Source organism: Plantactinospora sp. WMMB782 (assembly GCF_049179135.1).
Classification (GTDB): Bacteria; Actinomycetota; Actinomycetes; order Mycobacteriales; family Micromonosporaceae; genus Plantactinospora.
Genome location: NZ_JBMHMC010000007.1, coordinates 5353236 through 5376809 on the forward strand (window position 1 = coordinate 5353236; position 23574 = coordinate 5376809).

Annotated in this window: 19 protein-coding genes; 11 read left to right on the top strand and 8 right to left on the bottom strand. The window is 72.0% G+C overall.

Annotation, left to right across the window (positions count from 1 at the left end; all coding sequences use genetic code 11):
• The first annotated feature begins 89 nt into the window (after positions 1–89).
• From ACN28A_RS26160 to ACN28A_RS26175, 4 genes are all read left to right on the top strand, one after another.
• Positions 90–2012, top strand: coding sequence for a GH39 family glycosyl hydrolase (locus tag ACN28A_RS26160; RefSeq protein ID WP_421399141.1), 1923 nt, complete (start codon positions 90–92; stop codon positions 2010–2012).
• A gap of 84 nt (positions 2013–2096) precedes the next feature.
• Positions 2097–3143 (top strand): amphi-Trp domain-containing protein, encoded by a 1047-nt coding sequence (locus ACN28A_RS26165; protein WP_421399143.1) that lies wholly within the window; start codon positions 2097–2099, stop codon positions 3141–3143.
• Between the two features lie 385 nt (positions 3144–3528).
• Positions 3529–3885, top strand: coding sequence for a hypothetical protein (locus tag ACN28A_RS26170; RefSeq protein WP_421399146.1), 357 nt, complete (start codon positions 3529–3531; stop codon positions 3883–3885).
• Positions 3886–3917: 32 nt separating this feature from the next.
• Positions 3918–4106, top strand: a complete 189-nt coding sequence (locus ACN28A_RS26175) for a hypothetical protein (protein WP_421399148.1) — start codon at positions 3918–3920, stop codon at positions 4104–4106.
• Between the two features lie 505 nt (positions 4107–4611).
• Here ACN28A_RS26175 and ACN28A_RS26180 read toward each other — a convergent pair.
• Positions 4612–5460, bottom strand: coding sequence for a class I SAM-dependent methyltransferase (locus ACN28A_RS26180; protein ID WP_421399150.1), 849 nt, complete (start codon positions 5458–5460; stop codon positions 4612–4614).
• Between the two features lies 1 nt (position 5461).
• Positions 5462–6241 carry a class I SAM-dependent methyltransferase gene (locus ACN28A_RS26185; protein ID WP_421399152.1) on the bottom strand — a complete coding sequence of 260 codons (780 nt, stop codon included), beginning with the start codon at positions 6239–6241 and terminating at the stop codon, positions 5462–5464.
• 70 nt (positions 6242–6311) lie between these two features.
• On the opposite strand from ACN28A_RS26185, the gene ACN28A_RS26190 reads away from it, so the two are divergent.
• Positions 6312–7259 carry a LysR family transcriptional regulator gene (locus ACN28A_RS26190; protein WP_421399155.1) on the top strand — a complete coding sequence of 316 codons (948 nt, stop codon included), beginning with the start codon at positions 6312–6314 and terminating at the stop codon, positions 7257–7259.
• A 99-nt stretch (positions 7260–7358) separates the two neighbouring features.
• On the opposite strand, the gene ACN28A_RS26195 is transcribed toward ACN28A_RS26190, so the two are convergent.
• From ACN28A_RS26195 to ACN28A_RS26205, 3 genes are all read right to left on the bottom strand, one after another.
• Complete coding sequence (locus ACN28A_RS26195) at positions 7359–8162, bottom strand: SAM-dependent methyltransferase (protein WP_421399157.1); 804 nt, start codon at positions 8160–8162, stop codon at positions 7359–7361.
• 124 nt (positions 8163–8286) lie between these two features.
• The gene (gene yaaA / locus ACN28A_RS26200; RefSeq protein ID WP_421399159.1) at positions 8287–9084 is read right to left on the bottom strand and encodes a peroxide stress protein YaaA; all 798 of its coding nucleotides are present in this window, start codon (positions 9082–9084) and stop codon (positions 8287–8289) included.
• Positions 9085–9195: 111 nt separating this feature from the next.
• Positions 9196–9858, bottom strand: coding sequence for an FMN-dependent NADH-azoreductase (locus ACN28A_RS26205; protein WP_421399161.1), 663 nt, complete (start codon positions 9856–9858; stop codon positions 9196–9198).
• A 155-nt stretch (positions 9859–10013) separates the two neighbouring features.
• Between ACN28A_RS26205 and ACN28A_RS26210 the strand changes: the two genes are divergently transcribed.
• The 3 genes from ACN28A_RS26210 to ACN28A_RS26220 all read left to right on the top strand — a co-directional run bounded on the left by ACN28A_RS26210 (position 10014) and on the right by ACN28A_RS26220 (position 13869).
• Positions 10014–10577 carry a MarR family winged helix-turn-helix transcriptional regulator gene (locus ACN28A_RS26210; RefSeq protein WP_421399163.1) on the top strand — a complete coding sequence of 188 codons (564 nt, stop codon included), beginning with the start codon at positions 10014–10016 and terminating at the stop codon, positions 10575–10577.
• 45 nt (positions 10578–10622) lie between these two features.
• Entirely contained in the window at positions 10623–11894 is a 1272-nt protein-coding gene (locus ACN28A_RS26215; RefSeq protein ID WP_421399165.1) for an FAD-dependent monooxygenase, read from the top strand.
• A 247-nt stretch (positions 11895–12141) separates the two neighbouring features.
• A complete protein-coding gene (locus ACN28A_RS26220) occupies positions 12142–13869 on the top strand; it encodes a CocE/NonD family hydrolase (protein WP_421399168.1) in 1728 nt (575 codons plus the stop codon).
• Here the strand turns inward: ACN28A_RS26220 and ACN28A_RS26225 are convergent.
• Complete coding sequence (locus ACN28A_RS26225) at positions 13820–14827, bottom strand: CPBP family intramembrane glutamic endopeptidase (protein WP_421399170.1); 1008 nt, start codon at positions 14825–14827, stop codon at positions 13820–13822. The two genes, ACN28A_RS26220 and ACN28A_RS26225, sit on opposite strands and share 50 nt — an antisense overlap.
• Before the next feature lie 252 nt (positions 14828–15079).
• Between ACN28A_RS26225 and ACN28A_RS26230 the strand changes: the two genes are divergently transcribed.
• A complete protein-coding gene (locus ACN28A_RS26230) occupies positions 15080–16663 on the top strand; it encodes a phospholipase D family protein (RefSeq protein WP_421399172.1) in 1584 nt (527 codons plus the stop codon).
• A gap of 328 nt (positions 16664–16991) precedes the next feature.
• Here ACN28A_RS26230 and ACN28A_RS26235 read toward each other — a convergent pair whose 3' ends face one another.
• Together ACN28A_RS26235 and ACN28A_RS26240 are read right to left on the bottom strand one after the other, a co-directional pair.
• Positions 16992–18680: a peroxidase family protein gene (locus tag ACN28A_RS26235; RefSeq protein ID WP_421399173.1), complete on the bottom strand. Its 1689-nt coding sequence runs from the start codon at positions 18678–18680 to the stop codon at positions 16992–16994.
• Between the two features lie 331 nt (positions 18681–19011).
• Complete coding sequence (locus tag ACN28A_RS26240) at positions 19012–20409, bottom strand: short-chain fatty acyl-CoA regulator family protein (protein ID WP_421399175.1); 1398 nt, start codon at positions 20407–20409, stop codon at positions 19012–19014.
• Positions 20410–20615: 206 nt separating this feature from the next.
• On the opposite strand from ACN28A_RS26240, the gene aceA reads away from it, so the two are divergent.
• Positions 20616–21896, top strand: coding sequence for an isocitrate lyase (gene aceA, locus ACN28A_RS26245; protein ID WP_421399177.1), 1281 nt, complete (start codon positions 20616–20618; stop codon positions 21894–21896).
• Positions 21896–23557 (top strand): malate synthase A, encoded by a 1662-nt coding sequence (gene aceB / locus ACN28A_RS26250; protein ID WP_421399179.1) that lies wholly within the window; start codon positions 21896–21898, stop codon positions 23555–23557. The genes aceA and aceB overlap by 1 nt, the downstream gene beginning before the upstream one ends.
• Positions 23558–23574: the final 17 nt, after the last annotated feature.

The window sequence follows — 23574 nt, forward strand, 5'->3', positions numbered from 1 at the left end:
CGGCCCGGCAGTGGCCGAACGCGGTTCGGTGGCAGCCGACCCGGCCGCAGCAGAGACGGCAGACCAGCCACACGGAGGATCACGCGAGGATGAGCGAGCAGACGACGAGCGCCGAGAACGCGGAGCGGGCCCGGACGGACTGGCAGGGACGGATCGGGCGGCGCCGGGCCGGCGGTGGGCCGTCGACCCTCGACGCTCCGTCCGCCCTGGTGGCGCGTCCGGGTCGGGGACAGGTCACCCTCGACTGGACGCCGGTGCCGGATGCGGTCGGCTACCAGGTGTACCGGTCGGCCGGGGACGCCCCGCTGACACCGCTGGACCATCACGGTGGCGACGTGCTGGCGGTGCCGCATCCGCCGTACGCGGACACCACCGGCGACCCCGGCCACGCCTACGAGTACGCGGTGGCGGCGCTGCGCGACGTCGACCAGCCCGGCGCACTGTCGGCGCCGGTCCGGGCGGCGGCCCTGCACGGAACCGCGCTCAACGGGACGGCTCTCGACGGCGCGGCCGGGGGCGTGGGTGCCGATGACCGGGGTGGCGGTGCCGGAGCCGATCCGCTGGTGCGAGTGATGGTGGAGGCGGCCGGCCCGACCCGGCCACTGCACCGGCCGTGGCGCCCGATGATCGGCTCCGAGCACCTGAGTCACCTGCTCAGCACCGAGACGACCGGCGGGCGGCCGATCGGCTCGGAACTCGCCGAGGCACTGCGCGTCATGCGTACCGAACTGCACGTCGACAGCGTCCGCGCGCACGCCATCCTCTGCGACGACCTCGGCGTCTACCGGGAGGTCGACGGCGAGCCGGTGTACGACTTCAGCCGGGTGGACGAGGTCTACGACCGGCTGCTCGGCCTCGGCCTGCGTCCCGTGGTCGAGCTGTCGTTCATGCCCCGGGACCTGGCCAGCGACCCGACCAAGACCGTCTTCGCGTACGGCGCGATCGTCTCCCCGCCGCGGGACTGGCAGCGCTGGGCCGACCTGATCCGGGCCCTGGTCGGCCACCTGGTCGAGCGCTATGGCCGCGAGGAGGTGCGGCACTGGCCGTTCGAGGTGTGGAACGAGGCGAACCTGGAGGTGTTCTGGTCCGGTACCCGGGCCGAGTTCATGCGCCTCTACGACGTGACCGCGAGCGCGGTCCGGGACGTCGACCCGGGGTTCACGGTCGGCGGCCCCTCCTCGGCCGCCGCCGGCTGGGTGGGTGAACTGCTGGACCACGTCGACACCTCCGGTGCGCCGGTCGACTTCGTCTCCACGCACACCTACGGCGCCCCGCCGCTCGACTTCCGCCCGGTCTGTGCCCGGCACGGGCGCCCGGACCTCGGCATCCTCTGGACCGAGTGGGGGGTCACGCCGACCCATTTCAACCCGGTCAGCGACGACGTCTTCGCCGCCGCCTTCCTGCTGCGCGGCATGCGTTCGGCGGCCGACCGGGTGGACGCGCTCGCCTACTGGGTCGCCTCCGACCACTTCGAGGAACTGGGCCGACCGCCCCGGCTCTTCCACGGCGGCTTCGGGCTGCTCACCGTCGGCAACCTGCGCAAGCCGCGGTTCTGGGCGCTCGCCCTGGCCGACCGGCTCGGCGAGCGGGAGTTGCCGGCGACGCTGACCGGGGACGGCGCGGAGAGTCTGGTCGAGGCGTGGGCCGCGTGCGGCGACGACGGCGCGGTGACGGTGCTGGCCTGGAACGGCACCCTCGACCAGTCCAAGGCCGGCGGGGAAGCCCGGCTGGACCGTACCGTCCGGGTCGAGGTCCGTGGCCTGACCGCCGGCTCCTATCGGGTACGCCACTGGCGGCTCGACGCCGAGCACTCGAACATCGCCCGGGTCTGGCAGGAACTCGGCGGCGGCGACTGGCCGACGGCGGAGCAGTGGGAGGCGCTGCACAGCCGCGACAGGCTGGACGAGTACCAGCCGGAGCAGATGGTGGCCGCCGACGACGGCACCTGCAGCGTCGAGTTCCCGCTTCCGATGCCCGCTGTGTCCTTCCTGCGCCTCGAAGCGGTCCCATAGCAGGGTTCTGGCCGTTTTCGCGGTCACCAACATGCGGCCCACCCAGGCGTGGCAGATCCTTGGTGCAGTGCGAGCATGTCGGCCATGGAAATCTACGAGGACGAGCGGATGGTGGCGCGAGAAGACCTGGCCGGCTGGCTGCGCCTGCTGGCCAGTCAGCTGGAGTCCGGCGGGAAGGTCTACTACGGCGCCGCCGGCTCGGTCACGGTCGGTGAGCGGGTCCACTGTGAACTGGAAATCGAGCGCGAGGGCAGCGAGATCTCTGTCGAGATCGAGTTCTCCTGGCACGATCCGCAGGCCGCTGCCGCCGCCGTTGCGGACGAAGACGAAGACGATGAGGAAGACCTGGCAGAGGACGAGGAGGAAAGGGACGAGGAGGAAAGCGACGAGGCCGAGGACGGCGAGGAAGAGAGCGACGAGGAAGAGAGCGACGAGGAAGCTGAGGAGAAGGGGGGAGACGGAGAGGGCGACGAGGCCGAGGACGATGAGGAGAAGGACAGGGTAACCGCCGAGGGAGAAGCGGCGGACGAGGAGGACGGACCGGCCGGGAATTCCGAGGACGAGGAGGAGAAGTCCGCGCAGGGCGACGCCACGCCACAGCCGGAGCGGACCACTCCGACGCCAGCGGAGAGCCCGAAGCATGCGGCGGCGACCGAACCGGTGACCAGCACCGGGGCCTGGTCGTCTCCGGCTGTCGTCCCGGCGGTGACCGCTGCGGCCGTCGCGCCTCTCGCTGCACCCGCGGTCGCGCCTGCCGTCGGGTCCGGCCCCGCCGAGGAACCGACGGAGACCTCCCACCCGGTGCAGCCGGCGTGGGCGCCGAGCCCGGTGGATCCGGCCCAGGTGTCCAGCTCCACCACGCCGACCGCCGCCGAGCCTGCGGAGCCGACGCACGTCCCCGAGCCCGCGCAGCCGACGTATGCCGCCGAGCCTGCGGAGCAGACCGCCGCCGAGCCCGCGGAGCAGACCGCCGCCGAGCCCGCGGAGCAGACCGCCTCCGGGACTGAAGAGGCGGCCGAAGCGCCTGCCCCGGCCCAGCGGGACGAGGAATCCAGCGCCGGGCAGCCGCTTTGGCGGCCGAGTCCGGTGGAGCCGCCACGCGACGACCGGCCGACGGCGGGCGCCTGGTAGGCATCGCCCGGCAGTACGGGCGCCGGGCGGGCCGGGCCGGCTTTCCGGCGCCGACCCGTCCGGCGCCGACTCACGACTGGACCTGGCCAACCCGCTCGGCACTCCGGCCGGTCCCACGAGGTCGTCCGCGTACCGGGTTGGCTGCCCGACCCGGTAGCGCCGAGGCGCCGACGGATGGCCGCGACAGGACGGACCGAGTGTTCCGCGATCGAGAGTGGGCCGGTGTGACCGGGGCGTCCAGCAGCTCCGAGGTCCCCGGTGCTGGTGCCATACTCAGCGCGGACGAGACGCTCGGACTTGCGATCTCTCCCCCCCCTGGGCGGTCGACGCCAAGGGGGTCCGTGTCCCCACGCACTACGAGATGCGTGGCGCCAACCTAGTCCAGGTGGTTGACCACACGGAGAGAAGCTACACCTACCCGATCGTGGCCGACCCGACGTGGAACTACCGCTGGTTCGGCGGCGAGATCATTTTCAACCGAAACGAGACGATCGCTATCGCGACCGGCGGCGCAGGGGCTGGGGGCTCGATCCTCGCCGGTTGTGGCTGGATACCGGCGGCCGGACAGATCATCTGTGGCGCGCTCGGGGTTGCTCTTGGTCTAAACGCCTCGTACTTTGCTGCGATGTACGCTGGTGGCAAGTGCGGCAAGTACTTCGTCTACTTCACCAGCGTACCGCCGCCGTTCTCGCCCGCACCGCAGGGACAGTCGCAGGGGCAGGTCGGTTGCCCCCGCGGCTAGTCCGCACTACTGAAGGAGAGCGAGATGGAAGAGTGAACCGCATCGCCAGGATCCTCGCGGTGACCGGAGGTGCATTAACAGTCGCTCTCCTAACTGTAGACATGGAAGTTGGACCGGTGCCGCTATTCTGCTTGCCGCTCGGAGTCGGCATGCTCGGTGGTGTTCTGCTGATTATTGATGCAGCGCTGAGAGAGCGACAGGCCCACGGCAAGAAGGTCTAGCCCAAGAGGAAGCCCTCGTCGCAGGGGCCTTCGCGGTCTTGTGGGCGTGGGTGCAACGTGAGGGGACCCTTCCTGTGGGGAGGGTCCCCTCACTCGTACGGCTACGCCGAGGCGGCCGTGATCGCGGCCGCTGTGGCAAGCAGCGTCGTGACCGCCAGGACCTACCTCAGACGCACCACCGCCCGTGCAAACCCCTGCCCTACACACCGGTCCACGAGATCCGCGACTGGGTCCTGATCGACGGGGAATGGCAATCCACCGGAGAACCCGGCCCCTCCGCCTGGTCCCCTGTTCGTCCGCTCCATCCGGCGCGAGCGGGCGGCGGTGAAGCCAAGCCGCCGAAAAGCCGGGCCACTGCCGAGCGGCTGCTCCCGACTCTGCCCCGGACTGGCGACGAATCCGTCGACGGAGATCGAGATGTCGCAGACGACCTGGTTGCTCATCTCCCGTTGCCCCTCCGCGTGGCGGTCAGCCTGTCCACCGTTGGTGACCAGTGGACAGGATGCTACGGGCGATGGGCGGTGACCAGCCAGGAGGCGCCGGGGATGCGTACCCCGTCCGGCCCCTCGTACGGGCGCAGCACCTCGATCAGGATCTCCCGGGCCTCCTCGACGCTCGGCCCGTCCGGCTGTTGCAGGACGGCCAGTACCGGGCCCGAGCCGAGGAACCCTTGGGCCGCCTCGTGTACGTCGGCGCCGAACGCCATCGGGGCGTCGACCGGCCGGGGCCGTACGTCGGTGAAGCCGGCCCGGCTCAGCACGTTCGTCAACCGGTCCGGATCGGCAAGCGAGAACATCGCCGAGTCGGGCAGCCGGCCGGAGTCGCGCGGGCCGGAGTCGCGCCGGCCGTGCAGCGCGGACATCGGTGCGACGTACCAGGGGTTCTCGGTCATGGCGCGGGGGCAGACGAATGCCAGCCGCCCACCGGGCCGTAGCGCATAGTGGACGTTGCTGAACGCCGCGACCGGGTCGGCGAAGAACATGATGCCGAACTGGCTGATCGCGACGTCGAAACCGTGGCCGGGAAACGGGTGCACCTGCACGTCGCCCTGGGCGAACTCGACGTTGTGCAGGCCGGCGGTGCTCGCGGCGACCCGGGCGCGGTCGAGCAGCAGTGCCGAGAGGTCGACGCCGAGCACGTGGCCAGGGGCGGCCCGTCGGGCGGCCCGTCGGGTCGTGTCGCCGGTGCCGCAGCCGATGTCGAGTACCCGATCCCCCGGCTCGATCGCGGCGGCGGCGAGCAGACTCTCGGTGAGCGCACCGTTCACCGGGTCGTCCCGGTCGGTCTGCGCGGCCCAGTTGGCGGCCTCCGGCCCGTTCCACGCCTCGGCCTGGTCGGTGTTGACGATGTGCATCTCAGTTCCCTTCCGTGCGGGCCTGGGCGAGTAGCCGCAGGCCCACCGCGGTAAGGCTCCCGTCGGCCACCCGCAGGCGCTCGATCTGTCGTAACACGGTGAACGTGGCCAGCCCGTCGGCGTCGTCGTCGAGCCGCTGGCTGAGGTATCGGTGCAGGTAGGGCACCCGGACGGTCTCCCGGATGTCGAAGTGCCTGGCGATCTCGTCGACGATCGCCTCGCCCGGATGCATGCGCTGCTCGTCCCGGTGCCGCCGCACCCAGTGGTCGTGGGGCGTCGCGACAGGTGTGACGTCGGGTTCCGGTCCGGGGCGCCCGGCGGCGGCGAGCAGCGCGGCGGTGTCGTGGTACCAGGCGGCGGTGCCGGCGTCCGCCCGCTCCCAGGCGAACTCGTCGACCACCAGGATCCCGCCCGGTCGCAGCAGTGACCACGCCCGCCGGACCGCTCCGGCGAGATCGCGCATGTGGTGCAGGGAGAGCGAACAGACAACCGCGTCGAAGAGATGTTCGTCCCGGTAGTCGGCCAGGTCGGCCACCAGGGCCGCCACCCCCCGTGTGGCGGCGGCCCCGACGGCCAGCGGGTCGACGTCCACGCCGAGGACGGCGTAACCGTCCCGGGCGAGGGCGCGGGCGAGGTCGCCACGCCCGCAGCCCGCGTCGAGGACCCGGGCCGGCGCCGGGGGCAGCCAGTCGGAGAGAAAGGCCACCTGGTCGGTGAGTTGGGCGGCGGTGACCACGCCGGCGTCCCGCTGGCTCGCGCCTGCCGTGCTGATCTGACTCACCGGTCAAGCGTGGGCCGGAAGTGTTATGCGCACAACTGCGGATCGGTAGGGTCTGACATAAGCTCCACACATGCTTGACCCGTGGTCCCTGCAGGTGCTCGTCGCGGTCGGTGAGCGGGGCTCGTTCTCCGCCGCGGCGACCGCGCTCTCGCTGACCCAGCCCGCCGTCTCGCGCCAGGTCGCCGGCCTGGAACGGCGGCTCGGCGTACGGCTGTTCAGCCGGGACGCCCGGGGTGTCCGGCCGACCCCGGCCGGTGCGGTGGCGATCGAACTCGCCCGGGACAGCCTCAGCCGGCTGCGCGACCTGGAGGCCCGGCTCGCCACCTTCGCGCAACTCGAGTCCGGCGAACTCCGGATGGCGGCGTTCCCGAGCGTCAACACGCACTTCGTGCCCGAGGCGGTCCGCCGGTTCGGGCGGCTGCATCCGGGTGTGGCGCTCAGCCTGCGGCAACTGGAGCAGGCGGCGTTGCTGCCGTCGGTACGGGACGGCCGGATCGACCTGGCCCTGCTCACCGACTGGCACCTGTACGACGAGCCGCGGGCCGCCCGGGAGGCCCCGCTCGGTGCCGACCTGCCCCGGGCGGACGTCGAGGACGTCGAACTGGTGCCCCTGCTCGACGAGGTACTCCAGGTCGTCCTGCCGGCCCAGCACCCGCTGGCCCGGCGTCGCCGGATCAAGCTGGCCGACCTGAGCGGCGAGACCTGGATCGACGGCGCCCATCCCGACTGTCTCGGTCCGGTGGCACCCCTGGCCCAGGCGCTCGGTGCCGAACCCCGGATCGGGTTCTGGTGCGACGACTGGAGCGGCAAGCAGGCGTTGGTGGCGGCCGGGGTCGGCGTGATGCTGATGCCGACCCTGGCCGCCGTGGCGATACGCCGTGACCTGGTACTGCGCCCGACCACCCCGGTGCTGCCGAGCCGCCGGCTCTACGCGGTCACGCCCCGGCCGCAGTTCCGGGCGCCGGCGGTCACGGCCATGCTGGAGGTGCTGACCGACCTCGCCGCGCACTCACGATGACCGTCTCCACCCCGCGTCGGCCTGCCCCGCGCGGGCATGCCCTGCGCGGGCATGCCCTGCGCCGATTGGGGCGGGCCGGTTGGGGGCGGGCGGGCCGGCCTACAGCTTCCGGGCGACCCCGGCGGCGACCTTGAGCATGGTCGGCGGGGCGGTCTCGTCCGGCCACCACTGCTGCACGTCGACGACGCCGGGGGAGAGCAGCTCGAAACCCTCGAAGAACCGTTCGATGTCGTCCCGCCGCCGGAAGGTCATCGGCGCCGGGGAGTTCACCGAGATCTCCTCGAGCTTCGCCTTGGCCGCCGGGTCGCTGCCGTCGACGCAGAACTGGGAGATGCAGATGTAGCTGCCCGGTGCCATCCGCTCGCGGAACCGGGCGATCAGCGCCGCCGGGTCCTCGGCGTCGGTGACCAGGTGGAACAGGCCGATGAAGAGCAGCAGCACCGGTTCGTCGAAATTGATCAGCCGCTGCACCTCGGGGTCGTCGAGGATCTCGTCCGGCCGCCGGACGTCCGCCTGGATCGAGCTGACGTTGTCGTCGGGGGAGAGCAGCGCCTGGTTGTGCACGAAGACGATCGGATCGCTGTCCACATAGACCACCCGGGCGTCCGGGACGACGGCCCGGGCGCTCTCGTGCACGTTCGGCGCGGTGGGGATGCCGGCGCCGATGTCCAGGAACTGCGTGATGCCCTCCCGGGCGCACATCTGGGTGACCCGGAGCAGGAACCGTCGCTGTGCCCTGCCCAGGGCGGGCAGGTCCGGAGCGAGCGCGATCACCTGCTTGGCGGCCTCCCGGTCCACCTCGAAGTTGTCCTTGCCGCCGAGCACGTAGTCGTACGCACGGGCGTGGCTCATCTGTGTGGTGTCGATACCGGACGACGCGGAGTCCTGCTGGGTCACGACCACTCCCGACAGTGGATTCGAGGGCTGCGAACGGAGAGCCGATCTTAGCCCGCCCGCGTCGACCGCTGGTGTCGCCGACGGATCGTCGGTCGCCCCGGCCGACGGGCCTGCCGGTCGTCGGCCGGGTTCACAGTTCGGTGACCACCAGGTCGAACTGGCGGGGGCGGCCGGAGACCGCCGGCTGCTCCTCGACTGTGTACTTCAGGTCGCGCAGCGCCTCGACGAGGCTGCCCGCTGATCGGGGCGCCGGGCCGGCCAGCAGCAGGTCACGGACCAGCCGCCCCTTGCTGGCCTTGTTGAAGTGGCTCACCACGGAACGCCGGACCTCGCCGCCGACCAGCTGTTCGTGCAGTACCCGGACCGTAACGGTGCGCTCGGCGAGCCTGCCGGTGGGTCGCCACATCGCCGCGTACCCGCTGGAGCGGAGGTCGAGCACGGGCCCGCCGCCGGCCGCCTCGGTGAGCGCCGGGTCGAGCAGCGCTCGCCAGTACGCCGCCAGCCCACCCACCCCGGGCAGTCGCACCCCGACCGGGCAGCGGTACGCCGGGATCCGGTCGTCGGTCCGGACCACGCCCCAGAGCCCGGAGAAGACGAGTATCCGGCGCCGGGCGCGGGCGCGGCCCGGCGCGGGCAGGGTGCCGAGGTCGAGGGCGTCATAGAGCACGCCGCTGTAGACCTTCGCCGCCGGTTGGGCCGGGGAGGTACGCAGCCGGGCGTTGTGGTCCAGTTCCGCGTCCTGCCCCGGGCTCAGCCCGAGGACCTCCCGGGCCCGATCCCGGTCCGGATCCGTGCAGAGCGCGCCGAGCGCGTCGAGGACGCGTTCCCGGCCCGGCTGGAGTGCGCCGTGGGACAGCGCGTCGAGGTTCACCGGCCGGCCGGAGCGGGGCGGCGTCTTCCCCTCCGACGGAGGCAGCAGGATCAGCACGACAAGCAAGCCTACGCAGCCGCCCCACCCCAGCCAGGTCACCCCGCCGCGGTCCAGGCCGCCCCGCCGCGGTCGGGCGGCTCCGTCCGGCTCAGGTCACGCCGCCGCCGCTCAGGAGGCCACCCTGCCCAGCGCGTGCTGGGCCAGCAGTTCGCCGTGCTTGCCGGCCGAGGTGTGGCCGGCCTCCAGGCTCTGCCGGGCCAGGTCCCGCAACGGCTCCATCGCCGGGGTGACCTCGGCCAGGGTCAGCTCGACCTCGCTGACGTGCAGGTCCAGTTCGAGGAGGTCGGCGAAGACCCGTCGGTAGTACGGCGTCGCGTGGTCCCAGCCCTCCCGGGGAGTACCCGGGCCGTAGCCGCCGCCCCGGGTGACGATCAGCGCCGCCGGCCGGCCGCGCAGCGGTGACGTCTGGCCCGGAGCCAACCGGGGGTCGATGAGCAGCATGTCGATCCAGGCCTTGACGTGCTGGGACGGCCCGTAGTTGTAGAGCGGCACGGCGAACAGGTACGTGTCGGCCGCGATCAGTTCGTCGACGTAGCTCGCGGCGAGGGCGGCGGCCCGCGTCTGTGCCTCGGTGCGCTGGTCGGCCGGGACGAATCCGGCGCCGACCGCCGTGGGCCAGGCGTCCGCGGGTACCGGCGTGGCGGCCAGGTCGCGCCGGACGATCACCCCGGACGGGTGGGTACGCCGCCACGCCGCCTCGGCGGTGTCGGCCACGGCACGGCTGACTGACTGCTCGCCCCGGATGCTGGCGTCGAGTCGGAAGAGACTCACTGTTACCTCCCAGAGAAGTTCTGCAAGCGCGACCAACGTACTCACCGATCGACGGTAATGCAGCATAACTGTGATCTAGATTATCTTCAAGCAAACAATTCTTGTATACAGAAGATCTCGCCTGCGATGATCTTTCTGACGGGTATGCTGGTCACGTGTCCGACACCGCAGTTCCCGCGCCATCCGCCGCCCCCACCGAGGAGGGCGGCGGGCGGATCGCGGCGGAGTTGCTCAAGGACGACTTCGGCTGGGCGCTCGGTGTGATCATGCGGCGCTACCTCCGCGCCGCCGAGGAAATCGTCAAGGACGTGCCCGGCGGTCCGCGCGGCTACCAGGTCGTCGCCTCGGCGAGCCAGAACCTGGCGACCAACCAGGGCGCGATGGCCGCCCAACTGGGCATCGACCGGACCGTCCTGACCTACCTGATCGACGATCTGGAAACCGCCGGGCTGGTCTCCCGGCAGCCCGACCCGGCCGACCGGCGCAGCCGCCGGGTGGTCGCCACCGACGCCGGCAAGACGCTCTGGCACGACCGGCAGGCCGCCCTGGCCGCCGTCGAAGCCGACATCCTCCGGGTACTCGGCCGGGACGAGGCGGCCTTCAAGGAACTGCTGCAACGGGTGGCGATCCACGCCGACCGGCTCGACCCGATGCACAACGCCTGCCAGGTCGTCGAAGAGCTGCACCAGCACGAGAACCGCGGCCGCCGACGCCGCTGACCGCCGCACGCCGGGCAGTCGGGCCCGCGTCGATATATTGACCGGATGGGGTACGCCGACGGCTCGGCCACGGGTCGGGCGGAACCGTCCACCTCCACACCGGACGGCCTGCGGGTCGCCGTCGTCGGTGCGGGCATCGGCGGGCTCAGCGCCGCCCTGTCACTGCTAAGGGCCGGCTTCGACGTGCAGGTCTACGAGCAGGCGCCGACGCTGACCGAGATCGGCGCGGGCGTTCAGGTCAGCCCGAACGCTTCCCGGATCCTGCACCGACTCGGCCTCGCCGACGAACTCGCCCGGACCGGCGTACGGCCGGTCGCACTGCACCAGCGCCGCTGGGCGGACGGTCACACCCTGCTGCGCGCCCCGCTCGGCACACCGCTGGAGGAGACGTTCGGCTACCCGTACTACCAGATGCACCGCGCCGACCTGCTGGGCGCACTGGCCCGGGCGGTACCGGCCGATCGGCTGCACCTCGGCCGCCGCTTCACCGGGCTGACCGACCACGGTCAGCTGGTGACGGCCTCCTTCGCGGACGGCAGCCGGGTGGAGTGTGACGTGCTGGTCGGTGCCGACGGCATCCACTCGGCGGTCCGGCGGGAACTGTTCGGTGCCGAGGCGGCCCGGTTCACCGGCTGCGTCGCGTACCGGGGGCTGGTGCCGGCGCACCGGCTGCGCCATCTCGACCTGGAGGTTTCCGGGCAGGTCTGGATGGGGCCGGGGCGGCACTTCGTGCACTACTTCGTCAGTGGACGCCGGCTGGTCAACTTCGTCGCGGTGGTGGAACGGGACGCCTGGACCCGGGAGTCCTGGACGGACCGCGGCGACCTGGCCGAGGCGCTGGCCGCGTACCCGGACTGGCATCCGCAGGTGCGCGAGATCCTCGCGGCGGTGGACGAGACGTACGTCTGGGCACTGTTCGACCGGGCGCCGCTGCCGCGTTGGTCGGTCGGGCGGGTCACGCTACTCGGCGACGCCTGCCACCCGATGCTGCCGTTCCTGGCCCAGGGCGCCGCGCAGGCGATCGAGGACGGCGCGGCGCTGACCACTTGCCTGCTGGAGGCCGGCCCGGACCCGTCGGCGGCGCTGGTCCGCTACGAACACGCCCGCCTGCCCCGGACCTCGCGGATGCAGGCGCTGTCGGCCGAGAACAAGATCCGGTTCCATCTGCCCGACGGACCCGGGCAGCGGGAACGCGACGCCCGGATGGCCAGCGGCGGGACGGACTGGTCGTTCGGGGCGATCGCCTGGATCTACCAGCACGACGCCGCCATCGTCGACAGCCGGCCGGACCCGCCCTCGGGTCCGGACAGGACGTGACCTCGCGGACCGGCCGGAGGCGCCCACGCTGATTCGGCCGAATCCTCCCGCACGGACCTGGCCGGACCTTTCGGCACGGACCTGGCCGGACCTTTCGGCGCGGAGCGGGCCGGACCTTTCCGCACGGAGCGGACGGGACGGGCGCGGCAGCGGGTGTCGGCTCCCGCACAGGGACTGCCGCATCGACTTCCGTCAGATCGCTCCGAGTCGATATCGTGGCGCCAGGTGTCCGAACGGGGGAGGAACCATGCGTCATCGCGTTGGCACGAGCGTGCCCAGATTCTTCGCCGCCGTCCTGCTGGCCGGGGCGATGGTGGCGGGAGGTGCGCTGGTCGGCACGGGACCGGCCGCCGCCGCCCCACCCGGCCTGGTGATCGAGGACGGTGCCACCCAGCCTGTCTTCGCCCGGGACGCGGCGATCCAGGAGACCGTGTACGTCAGCTCCGGAATGGACAGTGACGGAGACGGGGCGACCGACCGGATCGCCGCTCAGGTGATCCGGCCCGAGGAGACCGGGGCCGGGCTCCAGGTGGCGACGGTGATGCACGCCAGCCCGTACTTCGGGGACAGCACGGCCAGGGCCCGCGGCGACCTCATCATCCCGGCGCACTTCACCGCCTGGTACGACAACTACTTCGTGCCGCGCGGCTACGCCGTCGTCGAGGTCGACATGCAGGGCACCGCCGGATCGGACGGCTGTGCCACCATCGGCGGCCCGGAGGACGTCCGCAGCGCCAGCGCCGTGATCGACTGGCTGAACGGCCGCACCACGGCCAGCTACGCCGACGGTACGCCGGCAGTCGCCGACTGGAGCACCGGAGCGGTCGGCATGATCGGTGTCTCGTACGCCGGCACCCTGCCGATCGGGGTCGCCGAGACCGGCATCGACGGGCTGGAGACGATCGTCCCGATCGCCGCCATCTCCGCCTGGTACGACTACGCCCGCGCCCAGGGCATCGCCTACGGCGGCTTCGGCAGCCGGTACCCCGAGTCCCTGGCCCGGTACGTCTCCTCGCCCGCGCACGACGCCGAGTGCGAGGCCCGCTACACCGCGCTCGGCGACGCGGCCGACGACGCCACCGCCGACATGAACGCCTTCTGGCAGCAGCGCGACTACCGGGACGGGGCGGCCTCGGTGGACGCCTCGGTCTTCCTGGTGCACGGCCAGCAGGACAACAACACCAAGACCACCCACTTCGGCCGGTACTGGGACGCGATCGCCGCCCAGGGGGTGCCGCGCAAGCTGTGGCTGCACGACGGCGCGCACACCGACCCGTTCGGCAGTGACCTGGTGGGGCGGGACACCGTCGGCCGCTGGATGGACCACTGGCTCTACGGCATCGACAACGGGATCATGAGCGAGCCGCAGGCCACCGTGAAGCGGCCGGGCGGCACCACGAACACCTACCCGAGCTGGCCCGGGACGGTCGCCTCGACCAACTACTACCTGGGCGGGCCGGGCAGCGGCGCCGCCGGCACCCTGCTGACCTCGCCCGGCCCGACGGCCAGCCAGTCGTTCACCGACAGCCGGGGCCAGCTCGAGTACGCGATGACCAGCCAGCCGGAGACCGCCAAGCCGAACCGGCTGGTCTACCTCGCCCCGGCACTGGGCACCGCCCGTCGACTGGCCGGAGCGGGTAACGCCGAGGTCCGGTTCACCGCCACCTCGACGAGTACGCCGCTGACCGCGCTGCTCGTGCACTACACCGACGGGGTGCCGACCCGGGTGGTGAGCCGGGGCGCGATCGACGCCAAGAACCGCAGCTCGCTGACGACCGGTACGCCGCTGACGCCGGGCACCGCGTACACGGTGACGATCCGGCTGGAACCGAAGGACTACGTCTTCCCGGCCGGCAGCCGGATCGGGCTGGTGCTGGTCGCCAACCACGGCGAGTACCTGACCACCGACCCGGCCGCCGCCGGGGTCACCGTGCAGCTCTCGCCGAGCCGGCTCGTCCTGCCGCTGACGAGCTGACCGAGCCTCGGTCAGGGGGGTCCGGCAGGTCGGCCGGACCCCCGGCGGCCGGTGCTCCGGCATCGGGGCGGTAGCCGAGGCGACCGCGCGTCACGACGAGCAGCAGAACCGCCCCACCACCCGCACCGATCGCGAGGGCGTGCAGCGAGTCGCCGAACGCGTCCAGCGACGGGAACATCGCCGGCCAGAGCAGCGAGGAGACAGTGTTGATGTTCGCGTGGAAGAGCATCACCAGCGGCAGGCTCTCGCCGGTGCGGTTGAACAGCCACGTCATCACGATGCTGAGCAGTACGGCGGCGCCGACGAACTCGGCCGCCATCAGCCAGTTCACGTTCGGCCAGCCGGCCCACTCGCTGAAGAACAGCGGCAGGTGCCAGGCGCCCCAGAGCGGCCCGAGGACGAGCGAGCCGCCGAGCGGGCCGTACCGGGCCTGGAGGCGGGGCTGCGCGAAGTCCCGCCAGCCGGGTTCCTCGGCGACGCCGGTCGTGAGGAACTGGAGGACCAGCATCGGCAGGTAGCCGACGAGGACGGTGCCGGCGGGCAGCCGCAGGTCGGTCCAGGCGCCGGCCAGCGGCAGGGTGGCGACGACGGCGACGACGGGCACCACGGACAGCACCCACAGGTACCAGCCGACGCCGATCCGCCACCGGACCAGGCGGCCCGCCCAGCGGCGCAGTGCCGGCCGCCCGCCGGCCACGGCGGTCACCACGAACGCCGACGTGACCGGGCCCAGGTAGGCGCCGGGCAGCAGGCCGAGCGTCTGGGAACTGCCGAGCACCTCGGGGAAGCGCAGCGGCAGGACCCCGAGCCCGGTCTCGGAGAGGATGTAGGGGGTCCACGCCAGCCAGGTCAGCGCGTACGACATCGTGAAGTACGCGGCCAGTGGACGCCGGGCCACCAGGTCCGCCGGACGGCGGCGTCGGGGTGCCGGCGAGGTGATCCGTGTCGCTGTGCTCACGGGTGCTCCGATCGGGTCGGCCGCCCGGCTGAACCGACCCGCCGGGCTACTCGGACGAATGGTGTGAGCACACCAGCGGACCCCGGATCCGGTCACTACGGGTAGCCGGCGGATCCCCGGTGGAGCCAGGCATACCGCGGCCTCGCGCCCGCCGGCCGGGCCGGGCGGACGGCAGACCTGAACGGCGCGTACGGGGTGCACGGCGGCGACACCCGTCCTACGGTGGGGTGATCGCCTACCGGAAGGTGCAGTGTGCCTGTTCAGGACTGGTTTCTCAGTGGGGCGGAGCGGGACAATCCCGACTCCGACCTGCCCGTCTGGACCGAGGGCAACCTGGCCGAGCCGCTGGTACACGGCGCCGCCTACTTCGACCGGCTCGCCACCGAGGTCGAGGCCCTCGAGGAGGGTGACCACGTCTTCTTCACCGACTGGCGGGGCGACCCGGACGAGCGGCTCCGCGACGGCGGCCCGACCATCGCCGAACTGCTGGCCGGCGCCGCCCGGCGGGGCGTGGTCGTGAAGGGCCTGATCTGGCGCTCCCACCTCGACCGGTTCGCCTACAGCGAGGAGGAGAACCGGAACCTCGGCGAGGAGGTCAGCGAGGCCGGTGGCGAGGTTCTCCTCGACCACCGGGTCCGGCGCGGCGGCTCGCACCACCAGAAGATCGTCGTACTCCGCCATCCGGGGCGGCCGGAGCGGGACATCGCGTTCGCCGGCGGGATCGACCTGTGTCACAGCCGGCGCGACGACTCCGACCATCGCGGCGACCCGCAGGCGGTCCGGATGGCGAAGGCGTACGGTGAGCATCCGCCCTGGCACGACGTGCAGCTCGCGCTGCGCGGCCCGGTGGTCGGCGCGCTCGACCTGACTTTCCGGGAACGCTGGACCGACCCGGCGCCGTTGGACCAGTACGGGCCGATCAGCACGGTGCGCGACAGGCTGCGCGGCGCCGACCTGCACGCCGACCGGCTGCCGCCGCGACCGCCCGACCCGCCGCCCTGCGGACCGCACCGGATCCAGGTGCTGCGCACCTATCCGGCGATGCGCCCGGCCTACCAGTTCGCCAGGCTCGGCGAGCAGACGGTCGCCCGGGGCTACACCAAGGCGATCAAGCGGGCCCGCCGGCTGGTCTACCTGGAGGACCAGTACCTCTGGTCCCGGGAGGTGGCGAAGCTCTTCGCCGACGCGCTGCGCGACAACCCCGACCTGCACCTGATCGCCGTCGTGCCCCGACATCCGGACGTGGACGGCCGGCTCGCGCTGCCACCCAACCAGGTCGGCCGGGAGCAGGCCATCGCGCTCTGCCGGGCGGCCGCCGCCGACCGGGTGCACGTGTACGACGTGGAGAACCACGCCGGCACCCCCGTCTACGTGCACGCCAAGGTCTGTGTGGTGGACGACGTCTGGTGCAGCGTCGGCAGCGACAACTTCAACAGGCGTTCCTGGACCCACGACAGCGAACTCTCCTGCGCCGTCCTCGACGACACCCCCGACGAGCGGGAGCCGCGCGACCCGGCCGGTCTCGGGGACGGGGCCCGACGCTTCCCCCGGGACCTGCGGCTGGCCCTGCTCCGCGAGCACCTGGACCGGGCGCCCGGCGACGACGGGGACCTGCTCGACCCGGCGTCGGTGGTGGACGCGGTCGAGGCCGCCGCCAACGCCCTGCGGGACTGGCACGCGGGCGGCCGGCAGGGTCCCCGGCCACCGGGGCGGCTCGTCCCGCACGAGACGAGCCGGCTGCCGTGGTACCAGCGGCTCTGGGCGGTGCCGGCGTACCGGCTGGTCTACGACCCGGACGGGCGTGCCTGGCGGGACCGCCGCGCCGGCAACTGGTAGACCTGCCGTTCGAACCCGTACGACGGCGACCAGATCACCGAGATCGTCGCGTACCACGACCCCGGACTCTTCCCGCCGTTCGACCTGCCCCCCCGCCCTGCCCGCTCCCTGACCCCACCGCCCTGCCCGCTGCCTGAGCCCCCGGGCCGGGCTGTCGCCCGCCCGACTCGTGCTCACCTGGACACCAGATGCGTTACGCGACCTCGGTAACGCACCTGGTGTCCAGGTCACCGGCCGACCGAGCACGACCCGGCGCCCATTGTCGGCGGGCCGCTCGACGTCCCCGGGGGGGTCCGGCGGGGACGTCGAGTCCGGGGTACGGCTCGGCTCAGCCGACCGGGTTGAGCAGTTCGGCCCGGCCCTCGAAGGCGTGGAGCAGCAGGTCGACCATCCGGAACGTCCGGTCGTCCGGGCCGAGTGTCGGCCGCCAGGTCGGGTCGCGCAGGATCGAGATGCGGCTGCCCTCGATCGCCCGGTGGAAGACCTCGGCGACGATCCGTGCACCGACGCCGTCCAACCGGCCGCCGTTGAACTCCGCCTCGCGCAGCACGTAGAACCACAGCGGTGTGTTGCCGGCCAGTTCGGTCCGCTGCTCGTCGCTCAGGCCGTCCAGCACGGCACCGTCCAGCCCGCCCAGGATCTCGTCCGCCTTCAGCGGCACCAGGTCGAGGAGCTGGGCCATCTGCTGCCCGCTGGCCAGCCGCACCATCACCGCCCGGGTCAGGTTGCGGAAGGCCAGGTTCAGCTCGATCGCCGGCGGGGCGTCCTGGCCGCCGAACGCGCCGAGCGGCAGGTTGCGCAGCGGGTCCACCAGCCGGGTGTCGATCCGCTGGGTGAGGTTGAGCTGCCGCTGTCCCGGGTCGTTCTCGTCCCGCCTGACGACCGCGACGAGGTCGTCCCGGCCGGCCTCGGTGAAGTCGTAGAGCCGGCGGAAGTCGGCGATCCAGTTGGTGGGCAGCCGCTCGAACGACCCCGACTCCGGGTCGGCGACGGTGCCGTCCGGGGAGAGGATGCCGCTGGTCCCGGAGAACTGGAAGAGCAGTTCCAGGGTGCCGGGCGCCAGCACGTCGGGGTGGTCGGAGGTGTTGAAGACGCGGTTCCAGTCGTACACGGCGCGGATCATGCTGTGTCCGAGCCGGTAGGCCGCGACGGAGAACTCGATCGGCATCGTCGGCCGGTCGCCCGGCTGCACGGCCCGGTCCCGCCGCCGGGAGCCGTAGCCGGGGGAGACCTCGAAGAACCTCCGGCCCCGGCTGAAGACGTCGTCGACCACGTCGGGCGAGACGATCCGGGGCAGGAAGTCGTGCACCAGCAGCCACTGGTAGTGCTTCACCACCACCGAGCGGGCCGCCCGGAACAGTGCCCGCCCGGCCAGCCCGCCCTCGGCCAGCTGGTCGACCACCCGGTTGTGGAACCGGATGAACGCCAGGTGGGTCTGCGCGACCACCAGGTTCTCGTCGTTGCGGGCGTCCGGGATCAGCGCCGCCCGCCGCTCCCGCTTGGTCGAACCCAGCCCCGAGCGGGGCAGGTCGAAGCCGTCCCGGTCCTGGTTGACCACCGGGTCCGCCCCGGCGACCGCCGCCGTGGTCCCGGTCTTCAGGTGTACGCCGTCAGCCGCGTAGAAGACCCGGTCGTGCCGGTCCTCCGGGCCCCGGCCGTAGAGCGAGTCCAGGTCCAGCGCCGGGGAGCGGCCCTGGAGCAGCTCCTCGACGGAGACGTCCTCGCCCAGCGCGGCTGCCGTGTTGTCCATGGTCAGGTCGTGGTCGACGAACTGACCGAGGTACGTGTAGCCGGCCGGGTCGGCGGAGTCGGCGTTCGCCCCGGCGACCATCGCCTCGGCGAGGGCCGTACGGGTCTGCTCGGAGAGCGCCCGACCCTCCGGCCCGAGCCGGGAGAACCGGAACTTGCGCAGCTCGGCGGTGGTGGAGGGGCGGCGGGTGGTCGGTTCGTGGTTCTCGTCGAAGCTGAGCAGGCCCTCGCCCTCGACGAGGTAGTCCTCCCGCATGTGCCGTTTCATCAGTCGTTCCTCCCTCGTGGTGACCGGCACCCGGACCCGGTTCGGCGCACGGGGGAGGAAGGCGCGTGACACGTACGTAGGCACGACGACGGAACGTGCGTACGTCGAGTCTGGATCCCCCGTGGACGTCCGCGATCGGCGCGGACCAGCCGCCTCGGCTCCGGTGCACCATGCCGGTCTCGGTCGACTTAGGGCCAAGAGTCCGCAGCGTTGCCGGGACCGTCCACCTTCTGTCGAGCATGCGACCGAAGCCGCGCGACTCCGTCACAGTCGGGCGCCGATCCGTTGCGCTGCGGAGTTCTCTGCGAATCCGCAGGGTGTCCCCTGTGGACTAGCTGTCCTGCTCCACGAGCGGGTACGGGATGAAGGTGCTGCGGTTCTCGTCCAGGTCGAGTTGCCGGCCGATCGGCTGGGCGGCCCGTTGCGGGCAGGTCATCCGCGCACAGGTCTTACAGCCCGGCCCGATCGGGGTGGCCGCCTCGGTGGCGTGCAGGTCCATCCCGGCGGAATAGACGAGCCGGCCGGCGTGCCGGGTCTCACAGCCCAGCCCGATCGCGAAGGTCTTGCCGGGCTGGCCGTAGCCGCCGTGGTGCCGGGTGACGGTGCGGGCGATCCAGAGGTAACGCTGGCCGTCGGGCATCGACGCGACCTGGGTCATCACCCGGCCCGGTGCGCCGAACGCCTCGTAGACGTTCCAGAGTGGACAGGTCCCGCCGGAGCGGGAGAACGGGAAACCGGTCGCGGACTGCCGCTTGGACATGTTGCCGGCCCGGTCCACCCGGACGAACGAGAACGGCACCCCGCGCGCCCTCGGCCGTTGCAGGGTGCTCAGCCGGTGGCAGACGCTCTCCCAGCCCATCGCGAAGTGGTCGGTCAGCAGCTCGATGTCGTAGCGCATCGTCTCGGCCGCGGTGAGGAATTCACGGTACGGCAGAATAAGCGCGGCGGCGAAATAGTTCGCCAATCCGACCCGCATGAGAATCTGGGTCTGGAGGTCGGGGACGCTTTCCTCCTCGATGATTTCGTCGATGACGTCGGCGAATTCCAGCAACGCGATCTGGGCGCCCATCCGGATCGCCCGCTGGCCCGAGCGCAGCGACGTCGACAGGTGCAGGGTGCGGGTCTGCGGCCGGTAGCGGTGCAGGTCACCGGCGAGCGAGTCCGGATCCTGCCGGACGATCCGGACACCGTGCCGGCCGGCCAGCCGGTCGGTAAGCGCGGCCCGGGTCTCGCCCCGGCGGATTCCGATCTGCGCGGCCAGCGCCTCGGCCGCCTCGTCCAGCTCCGGGACGTAGTTCTGCCGCCGGTAGAAGAAGTCGCTCACCTGGTCGTGCGGGCTGCGGCCGGGCACCAGGTCCCGGTCGCCGGCCATCTCGGCGAGCTGGTCGTCGACCTGCCGGTAACGCCGGTAGAGGTCGATCACCGCCTCCGCCACCTCGGGCAGCTTGCCGGCCAGCTCGGTGAGGTCGGGCAGGCTGGCCCGGGTCGGCAGCGCCTCGCGCAGCTCGGCGACCAGCCGGGGTGTGTCGTGCGGCGCGAAGTAGGCGGTGTCGACGCCGAAGACCTCGGTGATCCGGATCAGCACCGGGACGGTCAGTGGGCGGGAGTCGTGCTCGATCTGGTTGAGATAGCTGGGCGAGATGGCGAGCTGCCGGGCCAGCTCGATCTGGTTGATGCCGTGCTCCTCGCGCAGCCGGCGCAGCCGCGCACCCGCGAACGTCTTGGTCACGGCGCCTCCCTCCGCGATGCGTCCCGTCACATTAACACAGCTGTGAAGTAGTCAATTAGCAACTTCGCAGAATGGCGCTGCGACTTTTCAATAGTTGGCTGTTTCCGTATCTCGACCCGCCTGCGGCCACCGTGCCACAGTTTCGACATGTCCTGATGGACGGCGAGTAATCGACTTGTCGACCCGAACCCTCGGAGGAGAATTCCATGAGCACGCCGGCAGAGCGGTTGCGTACCGAATGGGCCACCGACCCCCGGTGGCGGGGCGTCGAGCGGACCTACGGCGCGGACGAGGTCGTCCGGCTGCGCGGCGTCGTACAGGAACAGCACACCCTCGCCGACCGGGGCGCCCGGCGGCTCTGGGAGCTGCTGCACCGGGAGGACTTCGTCCCCGCGCTCGGTGCGCTCACCGGCAACCAGGCCGTGCAGATGGTCCGGGCCGGACTGAAGGCCATCTACCTCTCCGGCTGGCAGGTCGCCGCCGACGCCAACCTCGCCGGGCAGACCTACCCGGATCAGAGCCTCTATCCGGCCAACTCGGTGCCGGCGGTGGTGCGCCGGATCAACAACGCGCTGCTGCGCGCCGGGCAGATCGAGACCGCCGAGGGCCGCACCGGAGGCGACGACGGCGGCATCGACTGGCTCGCCCCGATCGTCGCCGACGCCGAGGCCGGCTTCGGCGGACCATTGAACGCTTACGAGCTGATGACCGCGATGATCACCGCCGGGGCGGCCGGGGTGCACTGGGAGGACCAACTCGCCTCGGAGAAGAAGTGTGGCCACCTCGGCGGCAAGGTACTGGTGCCGACCGGGCAGCACGTCCGGACCCTGAACGCCGCCCGGCTCGCCGCCGACGTGGCCGGAGTGCCGTCGGTGATCATCGCGCGTACCGACGCCCAGGCGGCGACGCTGCTCACCACCGACGTCGACGAGCGGGACCAGCCGTTCGTCACCGGGGAGCGGACCGCCGAGGGCTTCTACCGGGTCCGCAACGGGCTGGACGCCTGCGTCGCCCGGGGACTCGCCTACGCCCCGCACGCCGACCTGCTCTGGATGGAGACCAGCACCCCGGACCTGGAGGTGGCCCGCCGGTTCGCCGAGGAGATCAAGGCGGTGTACCCGGACCAGCTGCTGGCGTACAACTGCTCGCCGTCGTTCAACTGGCGCAGGCACCTCGACGACGCCACCATCGCCAAGTTCCAGCGGGAACTCGGGCACATGGGCTACCGCTTCCAGTTCATCACCCTGGCCGGGTTCCACGCCCTGAACTACTCGATGTTCGACCTGGCCCGGGGCTACGCCACCGACGGGATGCCGGCGTACGTGTCGTTGCAGGAGCGCGAGTTCGCCGCCGAGGCGTACGGCTACACCGCCGTCAAGCACCAGCGGGAGGTCGGCACCGGCTACTTCGACCTGGTCAGCACGGTGCTGAACCCGGCCGCCGAGACCACCGCGCTGCGCGGTTCGACCGAGGAGGAGCAGTTCTGATGCGGATAGTTGTCACCGGTCCGCTCCGCGAGCGGTACGACGAGATCCTCAGCCCCAAGGCGCTGGACTTCCTGGTCGCGCTCGACAGCGAGTTCGCGGCCCGCCGGGTGGCCCTGCTGGACACCCGGCGGGCCCGCCGCGCCCGCTACGCCGACGGCCAGCTTCCCGGCTTCCTGCCGGAGACCGAGGCGATCCGGGCCGACCCGACCTGGCGGGTGGCGCCGCCGGCACCCGGCCTGCTCGACCGGCGGGTCGAGATCACCGGCCCGACCGACCGCAAGATGACGGTGAACGCGCTCAACTCCGGCGCCCGGGTCTGGCTGGCCGACTTCGAGGACGCGCTCGCACCGACCTGGGAGAACGTGATCGGCGGCCAGCTCAACCTGCTCGACGCGATCGACCGGCGGATCGACTTCACCGCCCCCGGCGGCAAGCGTTACGCCCTCGGCGACGACCTCGCCACAATCGTGGTCCGGCCGCGCGGCTGGCACCTGGTGGAGAAGCACATCGTGGTCGACGGGCGGGCCATCTCGGCCACCCTCGTCGACTTCGGGCTCTACTTCCTGCACTGCGCGCAGCGGCAGCTCGACGCCGGCAGCGGCCCGTACTTCTACCTGCCGAAGCTGGAGAGCCACCGCGAGGCCCGGCTCTGGAACGACGTCTTCCGGTTCGCGCAGAACTGGCTCGGCATCCCGCAGGGCAGCATCCGGGCCACCGTGCTGGTCGAGACCGTCACCGCCGCGTTCGAGATGGACGAGATCCTCTACGAACTCCGCGAGCACTGCGCCGGGCTGAACGCCGGACGCTGGGACTACATCTTCAGCATGGTCAAGAACTTCGGCTGGCGGGACGACTTCGTACTGCCGGACCGGGGTGACGTGACGATGACGGTGCCGTTCATGCGGGCGTACACCGAACTGCTGGTCCGGACCTGCCACCGGCGCGGCGCGCACGCGATCGGTGGGATGGCGGCCTTCATCCCGAGCCGGGACCCGGAGGTCAACGCGGTAGCGCTCGGCAGGGTCCGGGCGGACAAGGAGCGGGAGGCGGCCGACGGGTTCGACGGCTCCTGGGTGGCCCACCCCGGGCTGGTCCCGGTCTGCCGGGACGCCTTCGACGCCGTCCTCGGCGACCGGCCGCACCAGCTCGACCGACTCCGCCCCGAGGTGACCGTCGGCGCGGACGACCTGCTCTCGGTGGACCGCACCCCGGGCCGGGTCACCGCAGCCGGACTGCGCGGCAACGTCGCGGTGGCACTGCGCTACTTCGACGCCTGGCTCGGCGGCACCGGCGCGGCGGCCATCTTCGACCTGATGGAGGACGCGGCCACCGCCGAGATCGCCCGCTGCCAGCTGTGGCAGTGGCTGCACCACGCGACGCCGCTGGCCGAGGGCGGCCGGGTGACCGAGGAACTGGTCCGGTCGATCCTGGTCGAGGAGGTCGCGAAGCTGCACGCGGAGCGGCCGGTCGCGGACCGGGAGCGGACGAGCAGAGCGGCCGGGATCCTGGTGCGGACGGCGCTCGGCGAGGAGTTGCCGGCCTTCTTCACCACCGAGGCGTACGCCCGGCACCTGGTGACGGCGCAGCCACCGAAGGGCACCGCCCGGACCGGTGCGCCGGTGCCGGGTTCTGCCCGGCTCGGCCTGGCGGCGCCGGCATAGCGGTCCGGTGACCCGCG